The 20,685-nt window shown below is 54.6% G+C and carries 20 protein-coding genes; 4 read left to right on the plus strand and 16 right to left on the minus strand.

Going from position 1 to position 20,685, the window contains the following annotated elements; translation table 11 throughout:
* From MXMO3_RS00425 to mauJ, 3 genes are all read left to right on the plus strand, one after another.
* Nucleotides 1–795 (plus strand): enoyl-CoA hydratase-related protein, encoded by a 795-nt coding sequence (locus MXMO3_RS00425; RefSeq protein ID WP_117394583.1) that lies wholly within the window; start codon nucleotides 1–3, stop codon nucleotides 793–795.
* Between the two features lie 24 nt (nucleotides 796–819).
* Complete coding sequence (locus MXMO3_RS00430; RefSeq protein WP_117394584.1) at nucleotides 820–1,572, plus strand: DUF1028 domain-containing protein; 753 nt, start codon at nucleotides 820–822, stop codon at nucleotides 1,570–1,572.
* Between the two features lie 110 nt (nucleotides 1,573–1,682).
* Nucleotides 1,683–2,504 carry a methylamine utilization protein MauJ gene (mauJ, locus tag MXMO3_RS00435; protein WP_117394585.1) on the plus strand — a complete coding sequence of 274 codons (822 nt, stop codon included), beginning with the start codon at nucleotides 1,683–1,685 and terminating at the stop codon, nucleotides 2,502–2,504.
* A gap of 56 nt (nucleotides 2,505–2,560) precedes the next feature.
* On the opposite strand, the gene MXMO3_RS00440 is transcribed toward mauJ, so the two are convergent.
* From MXMO3_RS00440 to MXMO3_RS00485, 10 genes are read right to left on the minus strand one after another with little or no spacing between them, the layout of a single operon-like run.
* Nucleotides 2,561–3,349, minus strand: a complete 789-nt coding sequence (locus MXMO3_RS00440) for a crotonase/enoyl-CoA hydratase family protein (RefSeq protein WP_117394586.1) — start codon at nucleotides 3,347–3,349, stop codon at nucleotides 2,561–2,563.
* Between the two features lie 2 nt (nucleotides 3,350–3,351).
* Nucleotides 3,352–4,404, minus strand: a complete 1,053-nt coding sequence (locus MXMO3_RS00445) for a S66 family peptidase (protein WP_117394587.1) — start codon at nucleotides 4,402–4,404, stop codon at nucleotides 3,352–3,354.
* Entirely contained in the window at nucleotides 4,395–4,769 is a 375-nt protein-coding gene (locus tag MXMO3_RS00450) for a nuclear transport factor 2 family protein (protein WP_117394588.1), read from the minus strand. Before MXMO3_RS00450 ends, MXMO3_RS00445 begins: the two co-directional genes overlap by 10 nt.
* A 1-nt stretch (nucleotide 4,770) precedes the next feature.
* Entirely contained in the window at nucleotides 4,771–5,619 is an 849-nt protein-coding gene (locus MXMO3_RS00455; RefSeq protein ID WP_117394589.1) for a hydroxymethylglutaryl-CoA lyase, read from the minus strand.
* Nucleotides 5,612–7,585, minus strand: coding sequence for an acetyl/propionyl/methylcrotonyl-CoA carboxylase subunit alpha (locus MXMO3_RS00460; protein ID WP_117394590.1), 1,974 nt, complete (start codon nucleotides 7,583–7,585; stop codon nucleotides 5,612–5,614). The genes MXMO3_RS00455 and MXMO3_RS00460 overlap by 8 nt, the downstream gene beginning before the upstream one ends.
* Nucleotides 7,578–8,018 carry a WapI family immunity protein gene (locus tag MXMO3_RS00465; protein WP_117394591.1) on the minus strand — a complete coding sequence of 147 codons (441 nt, stop codon included), beginning with the start codon at nucleotides 8,016–8,018 and terminating at the stop codon, nucleotides 7,578–7,580. Before MXMO3_RS00465 ends, MXMO3_RS00460 begins: the two co-directional genes overlap by 8 nt.
* Before the next feature lie 3 nt (nucleotides 8,019–8,021).
* Complete coding sequence (locus MXMO3_RS00470) at nucleotides 8,022–9,626, minus strand: carboxyl transferase domain-containing protein (RefSeq protein WP_117394592.1); 1,605 nt, start codon at nucleotides 9,624–9,626, stop codon at nucleotides 8,022–8,024.
* Nucleotides 9,623–10,372, minus strand: a complete 750-nt coding sequence (locus tag MXMO3_RS00475) for a flavodoxin family protein (RefSeq protein ID WP_117394593.1) — start codon at nucleotides 10,370–10,372, stop codon at nucleotides 9,623–9,625. Before MXMO3_RS00475 ends, MXMO3_RS00470 begins: the two co-directional genes overlap by 4 nt.
* A 39-nt stretch (nucleotides 10,373–10,411) precedes the next feature.
* On the minus strand, nucleotides 10,412–11,560 hold the full coding sequence (locus MXMO3_RS00480) for an isovaleryl-CoA dehydrogenase (protein WP_484174435.1): 1,149 nt from the start codon (nucleotides 11,558–11,560) through the stop codon (nucleotides 10,412–10,414).
* A 16-nt stretch (nucleotides 11,561–11,576) separates the two neighbouring features.
* The gene (locus MXMO3_RS00485; protein WP_117394595.1) at nucleotides 11,577–12,182 is read right to left on the minus strand and encodes a TetR/AcrR family transcriptional regulator; all 606 of its coding nucleotides are present in this window, start codon (nucleotides 12,180–12,182) and stop codon (nucleotides 11,577–11,579) included.
* Between the two features lie 139 nt (nucleotides 12,183–12,321).
* On the opposite strand from MXMO3_RS00485, the gene rpiB reads away from it, so the two are divergent.
* The gene (gene rpiB / locus MXMO3_RS00490; protein WP_117394596.1) at nucleotides 12,322–12,756 is read left to right on the plus strand and encodes a ribose 5-phosphate isomerase B; all 435 of its coding nucleotides are present in this window, start codon (nucleotides 12,322–12,324) and stop codon (nucleotides 12,754–12,756) included.
* 232 nt (nucleotides 12,757–12,988) lie between these two features.
* On the opposite strand, the gene MXMO3_RS00495 is transcribed toward rpiB, so the two are convergent.
* The 6 genes from MXMO3_RS00495 to MXMO3_RS00520 all read right to left on the minus strand — a co-directional run bounded on the left by MXMO3_RS00495 (nucleotide 12,989) and on the right by MXMO3_RS00520 (nucleotide 20,685).
* Nucleotides 12,989–14,815: a hypothetical protein gene (locus MXMO3_RS00495; RefSeq protein ID WP_162889075.1), complete on the minus strand. Its 1,827-nt coding sequence runs from the start codon at nucleotides 14,813–14,815 to the stop codon at nucleotides 12,989–12,991.
* 161 nt (nucleotides 14,816–14,976) lie between these two features.
* Complete coding sequence (locus tag MXMO3_RS00500; RefSeq protein WP_117394598.1) at nucleotides 14,977–16,050, minus strand: DUF2332 domain-containing protein; 1,074 nt, start codon at nucleotides 16,048–16,050, stop codon at nucleotides 14,977–14,979.
* Nucleotides 16,051–16,186: 136 nt separating this feature from the next.
* Nucleotides 16,187–17,434: a phenylacetate--CoA ligase family protein gene (locus MXMO3_RS00505; protein ID WP_245985776.1), complete on the minus strand. Its 1,248-nt coding sequence runs from the start codon at nucleotides 17,432–17,434 to the stop codon at nucleotides 16,187–16,189.
* 11 nt (nucleotides 17,435–17,445) lie between these two features.
* Nucleotides 17,446–18,273, minus strand: coding sequence for an ABC transporter ATP-binding protein (locus MXMO3_RS00510; protein ID WP_051213902.1), 828 nt, complete (start codon nucleotides 18,271–18,273; stop codon nucleotides 17,446–17,448).
* A 30-nt stretch (nucleotides 18,274–18,303) separates the two neighbouring features.
* The gene (locus MXMO3_RS00515) at nucleotides 18,304–19,536 is read right to left on the minus strand and encodes an ABC transporter substrate-binding protein (protein ID WP_245985777.1); all 1,233 of its coding nucleotides are present in this window, start codon (nucleotides 19,534–19,536) and stop codon (nucleotides 18,304–18,306) included.
* Between the two features lie 84 nt (nucleotides 19,537–19,620).
* The gene (locus tag MXMO3_RS00520) at nucleotides 19,621–20,685 is read right to left on the minus strand and encodes a branched-chain amino acid ABC transporter permease (protein ID WP_027835660.1); all 1,065 of its coding nucleotides are present in this window, start codon (nucleotides 20,683–20,685) and stop codon (nucleotides 19,621–19,623) included.

Genomic DNA, 20,685 nt, shown 5'->3' on the forward strand with positions numbered 1-20,685 from the left:
ATGAGCCTGCCCACGCTGACCGATGCCAAGCTGGAATTGGATGCGGGCGTGGCCACGCTGACCTTTTGCCGTGAGGACGTTTTAAACGCCCTCACCGGCACCAACCTTATCGACGACATCATTCACACTCTGGATTGGGCCGAGGCCAGCCCGGATGTCGGCTGCGTGATCCTCACCGGGACGGGCAAGGGCTTTTCCTCTGGCGGCAATGTGAAAGATATGCACGAGCGCACGGGCATGTTTTCCGGCGGGGTGGACGATATCGCGGCGGCCTATAAGGCCACCATCCAGCGTATACCGATGAAATTTGCCGAACTGAGCGTCCCCGTGATCGCCGCGATCAATGGCGTGGCCGTGGGCGCTGGCTTTGACCTCACCGCCATGTGCGATGTCCGCATCGCCGCCGACCATGCCCGCTTTGGCGAAAACTTCGTCAATATGGGGCTGATCCCCGGCGATGGCGGCGCTTACTTCTTGCAGCGTGTTGTCGGCTATCAACGCGCCGCAGAGCTGACCTTTACCGGGCGCTTGTTTAATGCGCACGAAGCCAAGGCAATCGGCTTTTTGCTGGATGCGGTGCCGGCGGATCAATTGATGGACCGGGCCACCACCTTGGCGCAAGAAATTGCCGCAAAGCCGCATTATCAAGTGCGACAATCGAAATTGCTGATGCGCAAGGCGCAGCAGATGAACCTATCGGACTTTTTGGACCATACTGCCCTTGTGCAGGGCACCTGCCACCATTCAGACGCCCATAAAGAGGCGGTGGCGGCCTTTGTGAACAAGGGTAAGTAATTTTCTCACTTTTGGAGCTCTGCCATGACCTATTCCATCGTTGCCAAAGATAAAGAGACGGGCATGGTGGGGGTGATTGTGGCGAGCCGCTTTTTCGCCGCCGGGGCGATGGTGCCCTATATGGGCGCGGATTTTGCGATTGCGTCGCAGAGCTGGGTGAACCCGCTTTGGGGCACCGAGGGGAGGCAAATGCTGGCGCAGGGCGAAAGCGCGCAACATGTGCTCAATTGCATGGTGGCCAAGGATGAGGGCCATGCTACTCGCCAGTGCCATATGCTCGATCAAAGCGGAAGCTCAGCCGCTTTTACCGGCGATGACTGCATTGATTTTGCCGGGCATGAGATTGGCGATGGCTTTTCGGTGGCGGGCAATATGCTGGCGGGCAAAGAAGTGGTGAGCGAGACCGCCCGCGCCTATTGCGACCATCTGCATTTGCCCTTTGCGGAACGCTTGATGACCGCCATGGAAGCCGGTGAAGCTGCGGGCGGCGACAAGCGCGGCAAGCAATCGGCGGGGCTGGTGATCCATCGCGGCGAATCCTACCCCTGGCTGGATATCCGCGCCGACGATCATGAAGACCCGCTGGCTGAGTTGCGCCGCCTCTATGATGTGGCACAAGAGACCTATTTGATTGTGGCCAACTATTTGCCCACTCAAGAGCATTTTAGCGGGCGGCCCGATGAAGCCGATCTTGAAGGCAAGATTGAAGCCAATAAGGCGCGGCGGGAACAGGATGGCAAAAAGAGCCAATCCCGCGCTACGGGCACGGAGATGTGAATCGGTCTTGTTGACGATGTCATTTGTTTAGACCGATAACACCCTATAGCATCCTGCCAATTCAACTCCATTGTTGTTTCCGGTAGCTGGGGGCAGAAAAGGGCCGTGCAATGTCAATCCGCATCAGGAAAGTTGACGAGGAGATTTTTTATGAAAGAGGAAACTGGAGTACCGCAGGCCTCAAAGGGATAGCAATACCGACATATCCGATAGCAATTGACTTTTCTGGGAACCAAATATTTTTGAAGCCCGGCAACGCCCGATCACCTGATCACCATTTCACCTTTCATACGGTGGCGCATCGTTGCCCCCCAGAAGTATCACTTCACGATCAGCATAATGTAATCTGTGAGTTCGCCAATGCGGTATCTTGGATTAAGGAATTACCAATAGAAGTTGTTGATTTTACCGGCAGCGACTTACCAACATCTGTGGGCAGCATATTTGAGACAACGTTAGGATTTAACGATGATTTCTTTATCGAGTATCTTCCGGAGCCTACAGAACGCAGCGTAAAACTTGCACTGGCGATCTACAGAGAAGGTCAATTGCTGAACATTCCTGCCTATCAATGCCTTTCATATTTTAGAATTCTGAATTTGGCGTATGGCCGGGGCGGTAAGCTTAAGCAATGGATCAGGGACCACTATGAAATGGTCCGAGATTATTGGCCACATCGGCTCCATGATTGGATGCCATTGAATTCGCAAACACCAAAGCAATCAATTGAAAACTATTTCATCTCTTCCAATAGATGCGCTGTCGCACACGCTAGTGACAATGAACCTACAATTGACCCAAATGACTTGAATGACCTGCAACGAATGCGCCATGACTTGCCATTTGTGAAGGCAATGGCTGCATATACGATCGAACATACGTTTCTCGTACCCTCTGCACAAACCATTTTCAGGAGGCGGCGTTCGCCGTAATTGGATTACCGGGGCATGTCCGGCAAAGACGTCGTGAACTTGAACATGCAGATGACCTACTTCACCCAATTGGCTTTGCGTTTATCGAAAAAGGCGCCGATGCCTTCTTGCGCGTCTGGGGTTTCCCAAGTGTCGGCCAGTTGGCGGATGGTGTCATCAATCAGCGCTTCATCAAGGCGGGGGCCGAGCTGGCGAGCGAGTTTTTTCGCGGCGGTGACTGCTTGCGGTGACGTGGCGAAATAGGGTTTGATTTCGGCTTCCACTGCCTCATCCAGCAGTTCAAACGGCACTGATTTGGCGACAAGGCCCAATTGTTGCGCTCGATCTGGCCCGAATAAGGCGGCAGAGAAGAAGACCTGACGGGCGTTACCCTCGCCCATCCGCGCCACGACATAGGGGCTGATGGTGGCCGGGATTAGCCCAAGCTTGGTTTCCGTGAGGCCAAATTTGGCGTGGTCGGCAGCCACCACAATATCGCACACCGCCATCATGCCGACGCCGCCGCCAAAGGCATTGCCATTGACCTTGCCGATCAGCGGCTTTTCCAGCGTGTTCAGCGCGAAGAGCACCATGGCCAGCTTTTTCGCTTCCGCCATGCGGGTCGCCCGATCCGCATCAAACTGCTCGCGCATCCAGTTGAGATCACCCCCGGCGCAAAAGCTCTTGCCCGCGCCCGTGAGTACCACCACGCGGATCGCTTCATCCTTATTGATCTCGGCGGCAGCGTCGGTGAGTTCAGCAATCATTTCCGCGCTCACAGCATTGTGTTTTTCGGCGCGGTCCAGCGTGAGCGTGGCGACGCCTCGGGCATCGGTTTCCAGAGAAATGGTGGTGTAATCGGGCATGGTCAATCCTCGCGGCAAGCGGGTTCAAGAATGGAAAATTGGAGATTGTCGCAATCTATTTCGGTCAAGGCGCCATAGGGCAGCACGCACATTGGATCGGTGTGGCCGAAATCCAATTGCGCCATGATCGGCAGGGCGGGCTGGGCAAATTCATCGCGCACCACCTCTTGGGTGGCGCGGTCATATTGGCGTAAGTCTTTTACGCCGCCGCCGGGCCGGCCGATCAAAATACCGTTCAACCTGTCGAAAATGCCCTGCACGCCCAGATTGCGCAAGATGCGCTTGATCGCATCCGGCGCGGGGCCTTCTTCAGAGGTTTCAATAAACAGGATGGCGTCATCAAACATGTCGCTGTCGGGCCAGATGCTGGTGCCGACCAGCATCGGCAGCACATCAATGCACCCGCCGATCAAGCGCCCCTGCACTTTGCCGCTGCCTTGCAGGCAGGTGCGGCCCAAGGCGGGTTGCAATTTTCTTTTCTGGCTTTGCAGTTCGGGCTTGGCCCAGTCGAGCATTTCCACGGTCCATTCCGCTGCGGCGGGCACTTCACCTACCGGATCATTGGAGAACAGGCATTTGCGCACCGCCTGCTCCATATAGGGAAATATCCCGCCATTTTCGCCAAATCCGGCCATGATGGCCGGGCCATAGAAGCTGGACAGGCCGGCTGTCAGACACGCGAAATGCAAAATGGTTGTGTCGGAGTAACCCATAAAGATTTTTGGGTTGTCGGTGATCACGTTCAAGTCGAGATGGGGCAGCAACCGAATAGAGTCATCGCCGCCAATGGCGGTAATAACCGCCTTTATTGACGGGTCCGCAAAGGCGGCCATCACATCTTCGGCCCGGGCCTTGGGGTTTTGCGCCACCCATGCAGCCGGTTTGGTGGCATGGGGCATGTCCACCACCTGTACATTAAAGGTCTCGGTCAGCTGGCGCTTGCCCGCCTCGTAGCGATGGGGAAACTGCCCCGCACCGCCCCAGGAGGGTGAGACCACCGCGACCTTATCGCCGGGCGAGAGCTTTTGCGGTTTGGCAAGATTGGCTAGGGACATGGCGTGCCCTGATGAAAGCGGAGTTGCCATTGATCGCCGATGTTGGTCCAGATCGAAGCACGGTTCGCGCGTTCGAGGGAACCGTTGCGGGTCAATTCGCTCAGATAGGTGATCAGCACGCTATTCTCATCGATAGCGGTGATGTTGAAATTGGGTAGCGGCAAACTGATGGGGATTTCGCCTGTTTCGTAGGCTGCTGGCAGCAGTTCGTCCCGCGTGTAGGTGCGGCCTGAGCGACCAAATTCGAAAAAGTCTGGCGCGAAGCATTTGTCCATCGCCGGTCGATCATAGCGGGTTTCGGCCCGCCATAGGCTTTCTTCTAGGCGATAAAGCTGTTCTTTCAATTCTGCCGTCAGCGCAATCATTTTATCCCTTTAGGTTTTGGGCAAATTGACTGGCTTTGGCGAGTTTTTCAAGGTCGAGGCCGGTGGCGAAGCCTTTGCTGTGTAGGAGCGTGGCGACCTTCTCGGTGGCGACATTGCCTTTGGCGCCGGGGGCGTAGGGGCAGCCGCCGAGGCCGCCGACGGCGGCGTCGAAGGTGCGGAGGCCATAGCCGAGGCACACTTCGATATTGTCCAGCGCGCGGGCGTGAGTGTCGTGGAAGTGGCCGGCTAGTTTGGCGATGGGCACGACCTGCTGCACTGCTTGCAGCATCAAAGAGGTGGTTTCGGGGGTGGCGGCGCCGATGGTGTCGCCGAGGCTTATTTCATAGCAGCCCATATCGTAAAGCGCTTTGGCGATGCGGGCGGTGTTTTCTGGTGGCGTGGGGCCATCATAGGGGCAATCGGTGACGCAGGAGACATAGCCGCGCACGGGGATATTGTCGGCCTTGGCGGCGGCGAGCACGGGGGCGAACCGCTCCAAGCTCTCATCGATGGAGCAATTGATGTTTTTCTGGCTGAAGCCTTCGGAGGCGGAGGCGAAGATGGCGACCTCGTCGGCGCGGGCGGCTTTTGCGCCGTCATAGCCGCGCAGATTGGGGGTGAGGGCGGCATAGGCGATGGCCGGATTGCGATGGATGCCCGCGAGCACGTCAGCCGCGTCAGCCATTTGCGGCACCCATTTGGGCGACACGAAGCTGGTGACCTCGATTTTGCTGAAACCACACTCGGACAGGAGATCGACCAGCTTAATTTTGTCGGTGGTGTCGATCAGCTTTTTTTCGTTTTGCAGCCCGTCGCGCGGACCCATTTCAAACAGGGTGACCTTATCCATCTTCAGGCTCCAGTGTGATCAGTATGGCGCCATCTTGCACCTGATCGCCCATGGCCACCAGCACTTCGGCCACCATTCCATCGCGCGGGGCGGCGAGCGCATGTTCCATTTTCATCGCCTCGATGGTGATCAGCTTGTCGCCCTTTTTCACCGCCTGCCCGGCCTTGGCCTTCAGGTCGACAATCGCCCCCGGCATGGGCGAAATCACATTGTCGCCGCTGGTGGCGTCTTCGGCCAGTTCAACTTCAACAATGTCGAACTGGTGGCGTTGACCATCGGCAAAAAGGGTGAGCTGATTGTGGGCCTGATGGATGCGCATTTTTTGCTGGTGATCGCCGAAGTTCAGCACCAATTTATCTTCGTCCAGTTTGGCCGACTTCACCTTTACGCTTTGATCGTCAAACGCGACTTCATAGGCGCCCTCCAGAAGCTGGATACGGCCAATAATTTCGCGGTCGGCATGGTGCAGATGCAGGGGCAGGCTTTCGCCGGGCCATGCGCGATAAGCAGGCAGGCTCTGCCAGATATCCGCGCTCGGCTGTTGTGCCAGATTGCTGGCCACGATGAAGGCGGCGGCGATGGTTTCGGCGGGCAGCGTGACAGGTTCGATCAACGCGTCGAGATCGCGATCAATCAGGCCTGTATCCACTTTGCCTTGGGCAAAATCCTGATGCTCGGTGAGGGCTTTCAAAAAGTCCTTATTGGTGACCAGCCCAACAATCTCGCTATTGCCCAAGGCTTTGTTGAGCTTTTGTAGGGCTTCGCCGCGGTCATTGGCGTGCACGGTGATTTTGGCGATCATCGGATCGTAGAAGGGCGAGATTTCATCGCCTGTGGCCACGCCGGAATCAATGCGGGCGGTTTGATCGTCGAGCGCCAGATGTTGCAAGGTGCCTGTGGCGGGCAGAAAGCCCTTGGGCACATCTTCCGCATAGAGCCGCGCTTCGAACGCCCATCCGTTGATCGACAAATCATCCTGTGCCATGGGCAGAGGTTCGCCGCTGGCGACGCGCAATTGCCAGGCCACCAGATCTTGCCCGGTAATCAGTTCAGTCACCGGATGTTCCACCTGCAGGCGGGTGTTCATTTCCATAAAATAGAAGCCGTTCGGGTTCAACCCATTGGCGGCGTCGACGATAAATTCCACCGTACCCGCACCCGAATAATTGATGGCCTTGGCCGCGCGCACAGCGGCGTCGCCCATGGCGTTGCGCATCTCTTGGGTCATGCCCGGTGCCGGGGCTTCTTCAATCACCTTTTGGTGGCGTCGTTGCAGCGAGCAATCGCGCTCAAACAGATGCACGGCGTTGCCATGATCATCGCCAAAGACCTGAATTTCGATATGGCGCGGGGTGGTGATGTATTTTTCGATCAGCACTCGCGGATCGCCAAAGCTGGATTGGCCTTCGCGCATGGCGCCTTCCAGCGCCGACTTAAACTCTTTCGGGTCATCCACGCGGCGCATGCCTTTGCCGCCGCCGCCCGCGCGGGCTTTAATCAGCACCGGATAACCGATCTTTTCGGCTTCTGCCGCGAGGAAGTCTGCGTCCTGATTGTCGCCATGATAGCCAGGCACCACGGGCACACCGGCTTCTTCCATCAGCGCCTTGGCCGCATCTTTCAGGCCCATTTTGCGGATCGCATCGGCAGAGGGGCCGATAAAGCGGATATTGTTGGCTTCTAGCGCTTCCACAAAGTCTGGGTTTTCCGAGAGGAACCCATAGCCCGGATGCACGGCTTCCGCGCCGGTACGCTTGACTATCTCAATGATCTTGTCCGCCCTCAAATAGCTTTCCGCCACAGGACTGGGGCCAATATGATAGGCCTCGTCGGCCATCTGCACATGCTGAGCATTGGCGTCCGCATCGGAATAGATGGCGACACATTGGATGCCCATCTGCTGCGCCGAGCGCATGACGCGACAGGCAATTTCACCCCGGTTGGCAATCAGAATTTTTTTAAACATGCTGATCTCCTTGGCGCACTGGGTATGCTTTCATAATTCTCGACAATTGCTTGGTGGCAGCGATGAGTTCGGTTTCATCCAGATCAAACTTGAATTCTTGTATGTGGTTTTGACTTTCGTCAGATAGCTCCACTGCCGCCATAAAATGCCCTGATGCTCCATTACGGCTGACGAAAACCTTCAAGCCTGGCTCCGTGCCGTCCAAGACAGCTTGTTCGGTTTCATTTGCGGCAACCCGCTCAAGTTGCTTCCGGAAATCTTCAATTTCAAACGTCAACAGGATAGGACCTTGATGACCGGCCCGCGCGTGCGTATCACGGCAATCTGTTTTTACTTGCAGCCAGTTCGCATCCCAATATTCTTCAAATTCATCTGGAAACTCTCGTCCCACAATTTCAACTTTAAGCCCGCCAAGCGAGAATTCATGGGTCATCGTTTACATCCTAAACAAGCCGAATTGCGTGTCCGCAATTGGGGCGTTGAGGGCAGCACTGAGCGAGAGTGCCAGATGATCGCGGGTGCGGCCGGGGTGGATGATGCCATCGTCCCAGAGGCGAGCGGAGGCGTAGAGTGGGTGAGACTGCTCTTCAAACTGATCGATGATCGGTTGTTTGAATTGTGCTTCCTCTTCTGCTGACCATTCAACGCCTTTGCGTTCCAGCCCGTCGCGACGGACGGTGGCCAATACGCCTGCGGCCTGTTCGCCGCCCATCACCGAGATGCGGGAGTTGGGCCAGGTCCACAAGAAGCGGGGCTGGTAGGCGCGGCCGCACATGCCATAATTGCCAGCGCCGAAGGAGCCGCCGACCAGCACGGTGATTTTCGGCACCGAAGTGGTGGCCACGGCGGTGACCAGCTTGGCGCCATGTTTGGCGATACCTTCATTCTCATATTTGCGACCAACCATAAAGCCGGTGATGTTTTGTAAAAAGACCAGCGGAATTTTGCGCTGGGAGCACAGCTCCACAAAGTGTGCGCCTTTGACGGCGCTTTCGGAAAACAGCACCCCATTATTGGCGATGATGCCCACGGGCATGCCGTGAATATGGGCGAAGCCGCAGACCAGAGTGGTTCCATAGCGGGCTTTAAACTCTTCAAAGCGCGAGCCATCGACCACACGGGCAATCACTTCGCGAATATCGTAGGGCGTTTTCAAATCGCCGGGCACCACGCCGATGATCTCATTGGGATCATAAAGCGGGTCTTCGGGCGATTGGGTGAGCAGGCTTGACGGTTTTTGCCGATTGAGATTGGCCACGGCTTCGCGGGCCAATTGAAGGGCATGTTCGTCATTTTCGACCAGATGATCGGCCACGCCGGAGAGGCGCGTATGCACATCGCCGCCGCCCAAGTCTTCCGCCGTGACCACTTCGCCCGTGGCGGCTTTCACCAGCGGCGGACCCGCCAAAAAGATAGTGCCTTGGTTTTTCACAATGATGGTTTCATCCGACATGGCGGGCACATAGGCACCGCCTGCGGTGCAGGACCCCATCACCACCGCGATCTGCGCGATGCCTTTAGCGGACATGTTGGCCTGATTGTAAAAAATCCGGCCAAAATGATCTCTGTCGGCAAAGACTTCGTCTTGGTTCGGCAGGTTGGCGCCGCCGCTATCGACCAGATAAACGCAGGGCAGATGGTTTTCGAGGGCAATTTCTTGCGCCCGCAAATGTTTTTTGACGGTCATGGGATAATAGGTGCCGCCCTTAACAGTGGCATCGTTGCACACCACCATCACCTCCTGCCCGGCCACGCGGCCAATGCCGGTGATCAGGCCCGCGCCGGGGGCGTCGCCATTATAAAGGCCATGGGCCGCGGTGACGCCGACTTCCAGAAAGGGCGAACCGGGATCGAGCAATTTGGCCACCCGATCACGCGGCAGCAATTTGCCACGCGAGGTGTGGCGCTCGCGCGATTTTTCGCCGCCGCCCTGCCGGGCGATTTCAACCGCTTCTTCAATTTGCGCCATCTGGTCCAGCAGCGCTTTTTGATTGGCTTTAAAGCTCTCTGACGCGGTGGAGATTTGGGATTTAATGATCATGCGCGATATCCAGGATTTTGATGATCAAAGCGCGTGCCCGCTTGCAGCGCTTTGCGATCATTGCCGTAATTTGGGATGCCACCCGCGTCTTTGAGCATGCGGGCCATATGCATCAGATTCCAAGTCATGATGGTGGTGTTGCGTTGGGTGAAATCATTGTCGAACCCGACCTGTCCGCCATCCTCTTTTTCGTCGCCATAGGAAGGGCCAGGGCCGATCTCACCAATCCAGCCGCAATCGGCCTGAGGCGGAATGGTCAACCCCAAATGCTGCAGCGCATAAAGAATGGTCATGGAAGAATGCTTGACGCCATCTTCATTGCCGGTGATCACAGCGCCACCCACCTTATTGTAATAGATGGATTGGTTTTTCGCATTGAGCTCGCCGGACATGGCATAGAGCCGTTCGATGATCACCCGACAAAGAGAGCTTTCTTCGCCCAGCCAGATCGGGGTGCCGATCACCAGAATGTCGGCATCAAGCACTTTAGGCCATAATTGTGGCCAATCATCCCGGTCCGCGCCATGTTCGGTCATGTCCGGGTAAACACCGAAGGCAATGTGATGGGCGGCGGCGTGGATGAATTCCACCTCAATGCCATGCTTGCGCATAATGTCTGCCGACGCCTGCATCAATAAAGCAGTGTGGCTCTCACCTTCTGAATGCTTCAGCGACGTATTGATATACACTGCTTTGAGGTCATCAAAGCGGCTGTTTAATGCTGGTGTTTCGGTCTGATCGGCCATGATTTTCTCCTTCTCCTTTCAAAGAAGAACGATGGGGCGCTATTTTGTTTCCACAAACATTTCGCGACCGATCAGCATGCGGCGGATTTCGCTGGTGCCTGCGCCGATTTCATATAGCTTCGCGTCGCGCAGCAAGCGGCCTGTTGGATATTCGTTGATATAGCCATTGCCGCCCAAAAGCTGGATGCCATCCAAGGCGCATTGGGTTGCTTTTTCCGCCGAATAGAGAATACAGCCCGCGGCATCCTTGCGGGTGGTTTCGCCCCGATCGCAGGCTTGCGCCACAGCATAAACATAGGCACGGCTGGCGTTCATGGTGGAATAAATGTCGGCCAATTTGCCCTGCACCAATTGGAACTCGCCAATGGCCTGGTTGAACTGCTTGCGCTCATGCACATAAGGCACGGCCACATCAAGCACGGCATGCATAATGCCCACAGGACCTGCGGCGAGCACCACGCGCTCATAGTCCAAACCGGACATCAAAACGCGCACGCCTTTGTTCAATTCGCCCAGAATATTTTCTTCCGGCACAAAGCAATCTTTAAACACCAGCTCACAGGTGTTGGAGCCGCGCATGCCCAGCTTGTCGAGCTTTTGCGCTGTGGAGAACCCCTCCATGCCTTTTTCGATGATAAAGGCGGTGATGCCTTTGGAATGGGCTTCGGGATCGGTTTTGGCATATACCACCAGCGTATCCGCATCTGGGCCATTGGTGATCCACATTTTGTTGCCGGTGAGGCTATAGCCGCCATCGACCTTTTTGGCGCGCAATTGCATGGACACCACGTCTGACCCGGCGCCGGGTTCGGACATGGCCAAGGCCCCCACATGGTCGCCGGAGATCAGCTTGGGCAGATATTTCTCTTTTTGCGCCTGGGTGCCGTTGCGATAAATCTGGTTGACGCACAGATTGGAGTGCGCGCCATAAGACAGGCCGACAGAGGCCGACGCGCGGCTGATTTCTTCCACAATCACACAATGGGCCAAATAGCCCATTTCCACGCCGCCAAATTCTTCAGACACGGTGACGCCCAACAGGCCCAATTCGCCAAATTCTTTCCAAAGCTCGTTTGGGAACTCGTTGGTTTCATCGATCTTGGCCGCCATGGGCGCAATACGATCTTGCGCGAAGCGGTGCACCATTTCGCGCAAGGCTTCAATATCTTCCCCAAGGGCAAAATTCATTCCGGTTGTGAACATTTCAGTGTCCTCCACTTAAGGTGATGCCCACAGATTGGCACACCAATTGAACGTAAATATCTTCGATTTTTTGTTGGCTCAGCCGCCCCTGCTCTCGATACCAGGTGGTGACCCCGGTGAGCTGAGCGAGAATGGCCATGGCGGCGACATGGGTGTCGGCCAGATTGAACTGGCCCGACATTTGCCCGGCGGCGAGAATGTTTTTCGGGATCGCCTCATATTGGCGGCGCAGGGCTTCAATTTTCTTGAAATTGTCCGGCTCCAGATTGCGCAATTCCATATAGGAAATGAACACCTGATCCGGCCGTTTCAGGTGATATTGGATATGGAAGCGGACAAAAGTTTCGAGCTGTTGCGCCGGGTCTTTCGGCAGCTCCATGTCGCCCCATGCATCCAACAGCGCCTGCATATGATCGGCCAGCAAATTGGTGAGCAGCGCCTGCTTGTTGGGGCAATGATTATAAAGCGCCCCCGCCTGTACCCCGACTTCCAAGGCAATCTCGCGCATGGACACAGCAGCATAGCCCTTTTTCGCAAAGAGCTTCAGCGCCACTTCATCAATGCGCTTTGCAGTTTCTTCACCTTTAGAGCCGTGCGTACGCGCCACTTTCACCTCTAATAATTAAATGAACGTTTGTTTATTTAACATGGGATAGGGCGGGTGGCAATAGGGATGAAACTCCGGGGTGACGGCGAACGCGAAATTACCTAATAATGCGACGAACCACTGCAAATGGAATCGCACTATGAAAATCGCTATTGGCACTGATCACGCGGGATATCGCTACAAAGAAAAGATCAAATCCTTTTTGACCACGTCCGGGCATGAGGTGCAGGATTTTGGCACCTTTAGCGATGAGTCTTGTGATTATCCGGACTTTATCTTCCCGGTCGCCAAGGCGGTGGCTGCGGGGGAATTTGAGCGCGGGATCGTGTTGGGCGGATCGGGCAATGGCGAGGCCATTGCGGCCAACAAGGTCAAAGGCATTCGCTGCGCGGTGTGCTGGAACACGCTTTCAGCAGAAATGGCGCGGCGACACAATGATGCCAATGTGCTCTCGCTGGGGGAACGCATGATCTATGAAGATCAGCTTGAAGCGATTGTGCGCATATGGCTGGAGACGCCTTTTGACGGCGGTCGGCATGCGCGGCGGGTCGACAAGATTGAGCCCCAGAGTTAGGGCAAAGACTGCCCTATAGCAAAACCATATTCTGCGCCTTTGAAATCGCAGGAAAGAGCAACATCACATGGACCATCACGAAGAAAAATAGTGCGGCAAAAAAGCGAGTCATAAATGGCTCCGAAACATCACTTAAAAAATATGTTAAGTCTTATGCCGGAATTCGCAGTGATTTACAAATAAAAAGGCCGCCCGACGAGGGCGGCCTTTTGTAATTGTCCATGCGCAACGACTATTCGAGCGTTGAATTGAGATCAACGAAGTTCAGCAGTTTGGTTGGGTCAGACTGCAACATCATCATCTGTGGCATGCCAACGCCTGTGGCGGCTTTTGCTGTCAGATTAATGTTGATCTTCTTGTTGCCGCCCAAAAAGCCTGCAACATCCTCGCCCAGTTGGACCGCTGAATCTGCGCCACCAAGCATACCCACGATCATGCCTTGCGACATGGCAGTGATTTGGTTGGTGAAGGCTTCAACTGGTGCGCCCTGTTCGGCTGCAGCTTGAGCCAGGGCAAGTTTCACCAATCCTTCATCGTCGATCATCACATTCAGATCGGTCACAGCAAGCGACATGGCTGACATCATGGCCATTTGAGGATCATTCGCAAACAATGCCTCAGTGGCCCCCGTAATGGTGCCCTTGATCTCGGCAGTGCCCATATCTTTGATGGCCGCAGTCAATGTATTTAAATTGATCGCTTGGGCTTCAGCATCCCAATCCAAATCGGCAACAAAGCCCATATTGATCTGGTCATAACCTTCATCAATGAGCATTTGCACCCCTTCTTCATCGCTGTTGGCTGGCAGATCAGCCTGGATGGCTTTTGCCTCGATGCGAATGTCGGCAGGAATGCCGTTTTGATATTGTGCCAAGGTCACATCAAATAGATCAATCGAGCCTTTGATGCGTTGTTCTTCGTCATCTTCATTTGGCACATCAAATGCCATGCCGCTGAAGGAGAAGCCTTTAATTGAGGGGATAAGGCCCCGCATATTGGCTTCAAACCACTCTTCGGTATAGTCAGATGCTTCGCCCAGTTTTTCGAAAGTTGGGCCGAAATCAATTTCTTTGAAGGTGAAATTCTCGATTGAGAATGATCCTGCATCGTCACCTTCGACAACAACATCAATATTGCTCACGCTGAATTCTGGGTAAACGCCATTGCCAAAAGACCCGACAGAGATTTCGCCGGTCGACATGGTGAAGGATTGTTCATCATCCTGCCCCTCACACGCGATGCCATCCATGACTGTGGCGCCCGATTCAAAGCCATAAAGCAGTTGGGCGTAGAAATTGATGATGTTGCTGATTTGGGCTTGGGTTGGCTTGCTGTCTTCAGCGGCTTCCAAATCTTCAATCATGCTGGACAATTTGGCCATGTCCATCGCGGATGGCTTCGCCCGGAATGTGCCGGACTTTGCCGCGCCAAACGTGCACGAAAACACTTCGGATGAAATGCCGCCGCCCGCAAGGCTATAGCTTGAATAGATGGTTTCAAACTCGTCGCTTTTCTCAACGTCGATCATACCGTAGGCGCCGAGCAATGCGTGCACATTCAATTCCAGAATTTCGCCTGCACCATAGGTGAGTTCGATTTGCTCAACTGGACTTTCATCCATGCCGTCGCCTTCGAACATGCCCAGCATCTCACCAATGGATGCGCGTGCGGCAACGCCGTCTTTGACATTTTCCAAGACAATCTCTTTAAACACCATTTCGTTGGTGCTGGTTTGGTCCTCTACGGTGATTTCATAAGAAAAGCGCAGCTCTGGAATGCGCACACGGTCCGCATTGAGATTGGCCAATTGTTCGGCGTTTTCCGCCAGCTTGCCCGTGAGGATCTCACGCAGCGTGACCTCATCAATATTGGCGTTGGTCAGATCAATTGCGCCCACTTCCACTTTATGGGTGATGCTCGATATAGTTGTCGACATTTCCGTATCGGTCGCGCTGTCTTGCGCGATCACTGGCGTGGCAGCGCCAATCGATATGGCGGCGACTGAAGCGACGAGCATTGATTTTAGCGGTTTCCGACCGCGGACGAAAAATTGCGGCATGATGTAGTCTCCCTTAAGGCGCAGCGAAAAATTTTTCTGTTTTTTGTTTAGCAAACAATTATGACGCCAGATTAGCAAGTGATCGGGCAGTAATTTGTCCATACACCGACTGATATGGTTCTCAATTCTTAAACGTCAACTTATTATATCCTAAGCTGTTTTCACGCCTGATGCCAAGTCACCCAGCGACCGTGGGCATCTATGCGCGCCAATTCAACCATGTCACCGCCAGGCCAAACTTGTTGTGTGATCGCAAAACCGGGCGCTTTATTGTCTGCCTCGATCTGAAGCCAAACCAACGGCATATTGGGGTCGGTTATGCTCCCCTTTTCGACCAGCAACGCGCGAATCTCATTTTGGGCCTCGTTGGGGAAATATTGAAAGGCCACGGTGTTATAAACCACATGCAAATGGCCCGGTGTAATTGAGGCGAGTTGATGTTTGAGCCATGTCGCGGCATCTCGCTTATCAACCTTCACCCCCAAATGAGTTGCCAATTCAATCGCGTGCTCTGTTCGCTCAACACGCTCCATCTGATCTGGCCAGATATAAGACATCAGCCACTCTTTGCCATCGCGTGTGGACACATCAAGTGGGTTCAGGTCACACCCCGCGCGATGGACTATTTCGATATTCGCATGTGGAGGCGTGGGGCCCTGCCAGTCTGGCTGCAAGGTGAAGGGTGCGCTTTGGGGGCCATAATGCTCGTCGGCAAATTGGTAGGCAAACTGATCCAAAACGAGATTCAGCCCCGCGCTCGCGCCCATTTCATAAAGCTTGATGGGCCGATCAAAGGCGGCGGACAAATGCAGCAAAGCGGGCATCAGCCCATTGGCGCGGCGCACTTCGTTGGTTTGCGGGGCAAATTCAAGTTGCGCCAAAATTTGCTCTTCAAACTCTACCACTGCGCCATCAAGCACCTGCCAAAACCCGGCATCGAGCTTTTTGGCATGATGGGGCGGATAAAGCGCTGTCAATGCGGGCGCTTGGCCAGAACGGGCCAAACTGTTGAGCGCACCGCACATGCGCAACGGCACTGAATGGGTGCGGTAGGTCACATCGCCCGGCCAGTTGGCGAGCTTTTCTTCTATCTTCGCCGCAGAGAAATGGTGTTTCGCCATCAGCGTGCAAAGCTGCGCTGTGAAAGGAGAGCCTAGCGCGGCACATGCCTCTGCCTGCATCTCACACGCTTGATTGAATTTTGCGCGACGGGCCAAAATTTGCGAACTGTTCATGTGCCATCTCCTTTGCTTGATGCGCGGAGCATGGCGGAAAACAGCAAAAGATCAATTTGATGGCGTCGTATTTATACTAGCACCTGGCCGAATATTCGATAATATCTGTATACGGAATAGTATTTATACGCAAATATTAGACGCCCAGCACCCTCTTATCTTCAATTACCTTGCCATCATTGGGCAGGCTATCCGGCGCAACCACCTGAATATCGGCCCGCAGTCGCGTTTCGGCGCGCATGGTTTGTGCGATGTCGTCCAGCAAGCCGGGTGCGACGTTCGCGATCTCGCAAAGCAAGGCCATTTGATCCTTGCCATCGGTTTCTGTCACCTCAAGCCGAGCACGGCCAATCTCAGGATAGGTTTTGACCACACGCGCAATTTGTTGCGGATGCACAAACATGCCGCGCACTTTTGTGGTTTGATCTGCGCGGCCCAACCAACCCTTCAGCCGCCCATTGGTGCGGCCGCAATCAGCCTGACCAGGCAGTGTTGCGGACAAATCGCCCGTCGCAAAGCGGATCAGCGGATAGGTTGGGTCAAATGTAGTGACTACCACTTCGCCCACCTCGCCATCATTGACTGGATCGCCTGTGCCCGGACGCACAATCTCGACAAGGCAATCCTCGGCCATCACCATGCCGTCGCCTTCAGTTTCATAAGCGATCAGCCCCAATTCAGCGGTGCCGTAACATTGACGCACAGCGATGTTTTCACCTTCATAAAACTCACGCATGGCCGGAAACAGCGGGCCACCGGACACCAACGCATGGCGCACACAGCTAATATCTTTGCCCAAGCCTTTTGCCTTTTCCAAAATGATTTGCAAAAAGTCTGGCGTGCCGACATAGCCGGAAATCTGGAAATGATTGAACGCATCGACCAGCGTTTCCGTGTTGCCCACACCTGCAGGGAAAACCGTTGCGCCCAATTTGGCGGCGGCCTCGTCAAACATAAAGCCGGCCGGGGTGAGGTGATAGGAAAAGCAATTGGCGATCAGGTCACCCTTGCGCATTCCGGCGGCATAAAGGGCGGATGCCATGCGCCATGGATCTGGCACATCAGCTTGCGGTTCAACAATTGGCCCAGGCGAAAAGAAGACGCGCTTGATCCGACCTTGGTCGGTGGCGATGCCGCCGAATAAATCTTCCCCCGCTTGCAACGTCACCAGATCGTTTTTGCGCAGGATGGGCAGGCGCGCCAAATCCTCACGCGACTGGATGTTTTCCGGGTCAATATCGGCCAGCGCGTTCTGCCAATAGGGCGACGAGGATTTGGCGTGCCCCAATTGCTTGCGCAGCTTGGCCATCAACCCAGTTTGCCGGAACAGCGGATCTTGGATTTCAGCCTTGTCAAAAAAAGTGGTTGTTGCTTGGTTTTCCACGCGCGCACCCATTATAACCAACGCTTGCGGCGTTTGTAGCTTTTGATGTCTTTAAACGAACGGCGTTCGCCACCGCCGCCCAGATAAAATTCTTTTACGTCCTCATTGTCCATCAGCTCTTGCGCCGAACCATCGAGCACGATTTTGCCGTTTTCCATTATGTAGCCTTCGTCGGCCACGTGCAGCGCCATATTGGCGTTTTGCTCCACCAGCAAAATGGAGATGCCCAATTCGCGATTGAGACGTTTGATGATGCCGAAGACCTCTTTCACCAATAGGGGCGAAAGGCCCATGGAAGGTTCATCCATTAAAATCAGTTTTGGTTTGGCCATCATGGCCCGGCCAATGGCCAGCATCTGCTGTTCGCCGCCGGACAAATAGCCTGCCAAGCCCGTGCGCTCTTTCAAGCGCGGGAAGAAGCGGAACACTTCTTCAATTTCTTCTTTCAATTTGGCTTTGGGGCGCGAATAGGCACCCAAGCGCAAATTCTCAATCACGGTCATATCTTGCAAAATGCCGCGACCCTCCATCACCAAAAATACGCCTTTGCGCACCAGCGCTTCGGGGCCGATTTCGGTAATGTCCTCGCCTTCATATTGAATGGAACCGCGTGTGACTTCCCCATCTTCAGAGGCCAACAAATTGGTGATGGCTTTTAAGGTGGTGGATTTGCCGGCCCCATTGGTGCCCAACAGGGCGGTAATTTTACCCCGTTGGACATTGAGGTTGAGGCCGCGCAGCACGAGGATCACCTCGTTAAACACCACCTCAATATTATTGACGGAAAGGATGGTATCAGTTGCCATCGCTTCACCGGTTGCGGCTATTTGTGGTTTCATTTTTACGCCTCCTTTCCGTCAATCAGCTTCTTACAGGCCCAACCAGTCGTCACGACGTGGCAATGTGGTTTCATCGATACGCTCGATTTTCACTTCACCATCTTCGTAAGACCCTTGGTTGATCGCCACGGTCATCAGGCCGCGGTGGTCTTTATCTGTCCAAGTGGAAGGCAAGCACACGCCCTCAAGGCCTTCAGGCACCCAATCTTGCTTGGCGTACATGCCCTTTTTGATGTTCTCGCCGGTGATGCCGCCATTGGCTTTCGCCCATTTCATGGCGTCCATCATGTAGTAAGCCGAGCAAATGCCACGGATATAGTGGTGGGTTGGCTTGCCGCCGTCAGAAAATTCACCTGACTCAGCGATTTCGGTGACCAAATCCATGCCCGGTACGTCTTGACCATAAAATGGTGTTGATGATGGGAAGATCATGTTCTCTGCCTGTGAGGCTTCGATGGTCACATAGTCACCAGCCCACACATTGCCCATATAGTTGGCTTCAACGCCTACGGTGCCACATGATTTAAGCAAGGCCACAACTGAACCGCCCAAATTGGCGAGGTAGACATATTGTGCGCCGCTTTCCTTGATGGTCAAACACTGGGCTTTAAAGTCACCCGGCGCCATTGGCACCACAACGGGCTCAGCCACGGTCATGCCAAGCTCTTCAGCGTAAGACTTACACGCCTCTTTTGGAGCGTTTGGATAGGGGTGGTTGTCGCCCGCGTGCAAGAAGGTTGGGTTTTCAATGCCCTTAGATTCCGCATCGGTTGCCGCCCACTGTGCCAATGCCCGGCAAGTATCAGAATAAGACGGGCCATAGAAGAAGTTATATGGCGCAGGCTTTTTCGTCGCTGGGTTTGACCCTTGTGGATCGGTTAGGTGCGCAGAATAAGACGCGGAATATACCGGGATTTTATCTTTTGCCACAAAGGAAATCAGCGCCTCTGTATCGGCGGTGCCCCAGCCCTGCATGGCGACCATGCCACGACCAGCCCATGCTTTATAAGCGGCCAATGCTTCCGGCACTTTGTAAGCATAATCCACTTGGGTGAGTTCGATTTGCGTGCCGTCAATGCCGCCATTGGCGTTAACATATTGAATGGCATCATAAACACCAGGGCCATAGGCTTTGCCCACAAAGGCAGTTGGGCCCGTATAGTCAACCAAATGGCCAACAAAGACGCTATCTTGCGCCATTGCGGCAGAACTCATCAGCATGGATGCTGACAGAGCCAGTAATGTCAATTTATTGCGTTTCACTTTTGTCTCCTCTTTACCCTCGGCAATATTGTTTTTGTTGGCGCTTCATAGCCGGGGATGAACGCCTTTTGATCTACCTTCGCGCTACCGCGAGAAGGGGAAGAGTTTCCAACTGGCGCGGATTTGTTGCCAGCGGTGGATGAGCCCTTCTGGCTCAAAAATCAAAAACAGGATGATGGCGGCACCGATGGACATTTGCTTCACATAGGATTTGCCGCTTTCCATGGCCGGAAAGACATAGGCTGCCATTGTGGTGAGGCTTTCCATCACTTGGGGCAGCAGCAAAATGAATGCCGCGCCCAGAATGGCACCATAGACCGACCCCAGACCACCAATAATGATCATGGCCAAGAATTGGATCGACAACAGAATGGTGAAACCTTCCACCGACACATATTCGAGATAGTGACCGAACAAGGCGCCAGCCAAGCCGGCAAAGAATGATGAGATGCCGAACGATAGAATACGATATTTGGTGAGATTTACGCCCATCACTTCGGCGCTCAAATAGTGATCGCGCACGGCCACAAAGGCCCGGCCATCACGAGAGCGCAGCAGATTGGTCACGGCCACCGCTGTCACCACCAACCAGAACATCACCAGATAAAAATAGCGCAGATCACTATCAAAGGCGAAGCCGAAAATGCTGGGCCGCTCGGCGAGTGCGCCGTAAACACCGCCGGAAAACCAATCCGCCCGCGAGAAAAAGTCGGTCAGGATAAACTGGGACGCCAGCGTGGCGATGGCCAGATAAAGACCCTTAATGCGCGCGGCCGGCACGCCGAAAATCATGCCCACGGCTGTGGTCAAAACGGCGGCGGCGGGCATGGCGATAAGCACCGGCACCCCGAAAGAGTTGGCCAACCAAGCGCTGGCAAAAGCGCCAAAGCCGAAGAACGCAGCGTGCCCCAGAGATATTTGCCCGGTAGTGCCCACCAGAATATTCAAACCAATGGCAGCGATAGCATAGATGCCGATCAGGATCAGCTGGGTGAGCCAATAGTTGCCGATAAAGGGCGCGGCCACAATTACCACCGCCAGCAACACCAGAGCAGAGCGCGTTTCGAAGTGGGTTTTGAACAGGCGATTATCGTCCTTATAGGTGGTGCGGAAATCGCCAGCGGGTCGCGGATTAGGTACGTATGACAT

It is taken from the genome of Maritalea myrionectae (assembly GCF_003433515.1).
GTDB classification, from domain to species: Bacteria; Pseudomonadota; Alphaproteobacteria; order Rhizobiales; family Devosiaceae; genus Maritalea; species Maritalea myrionectae.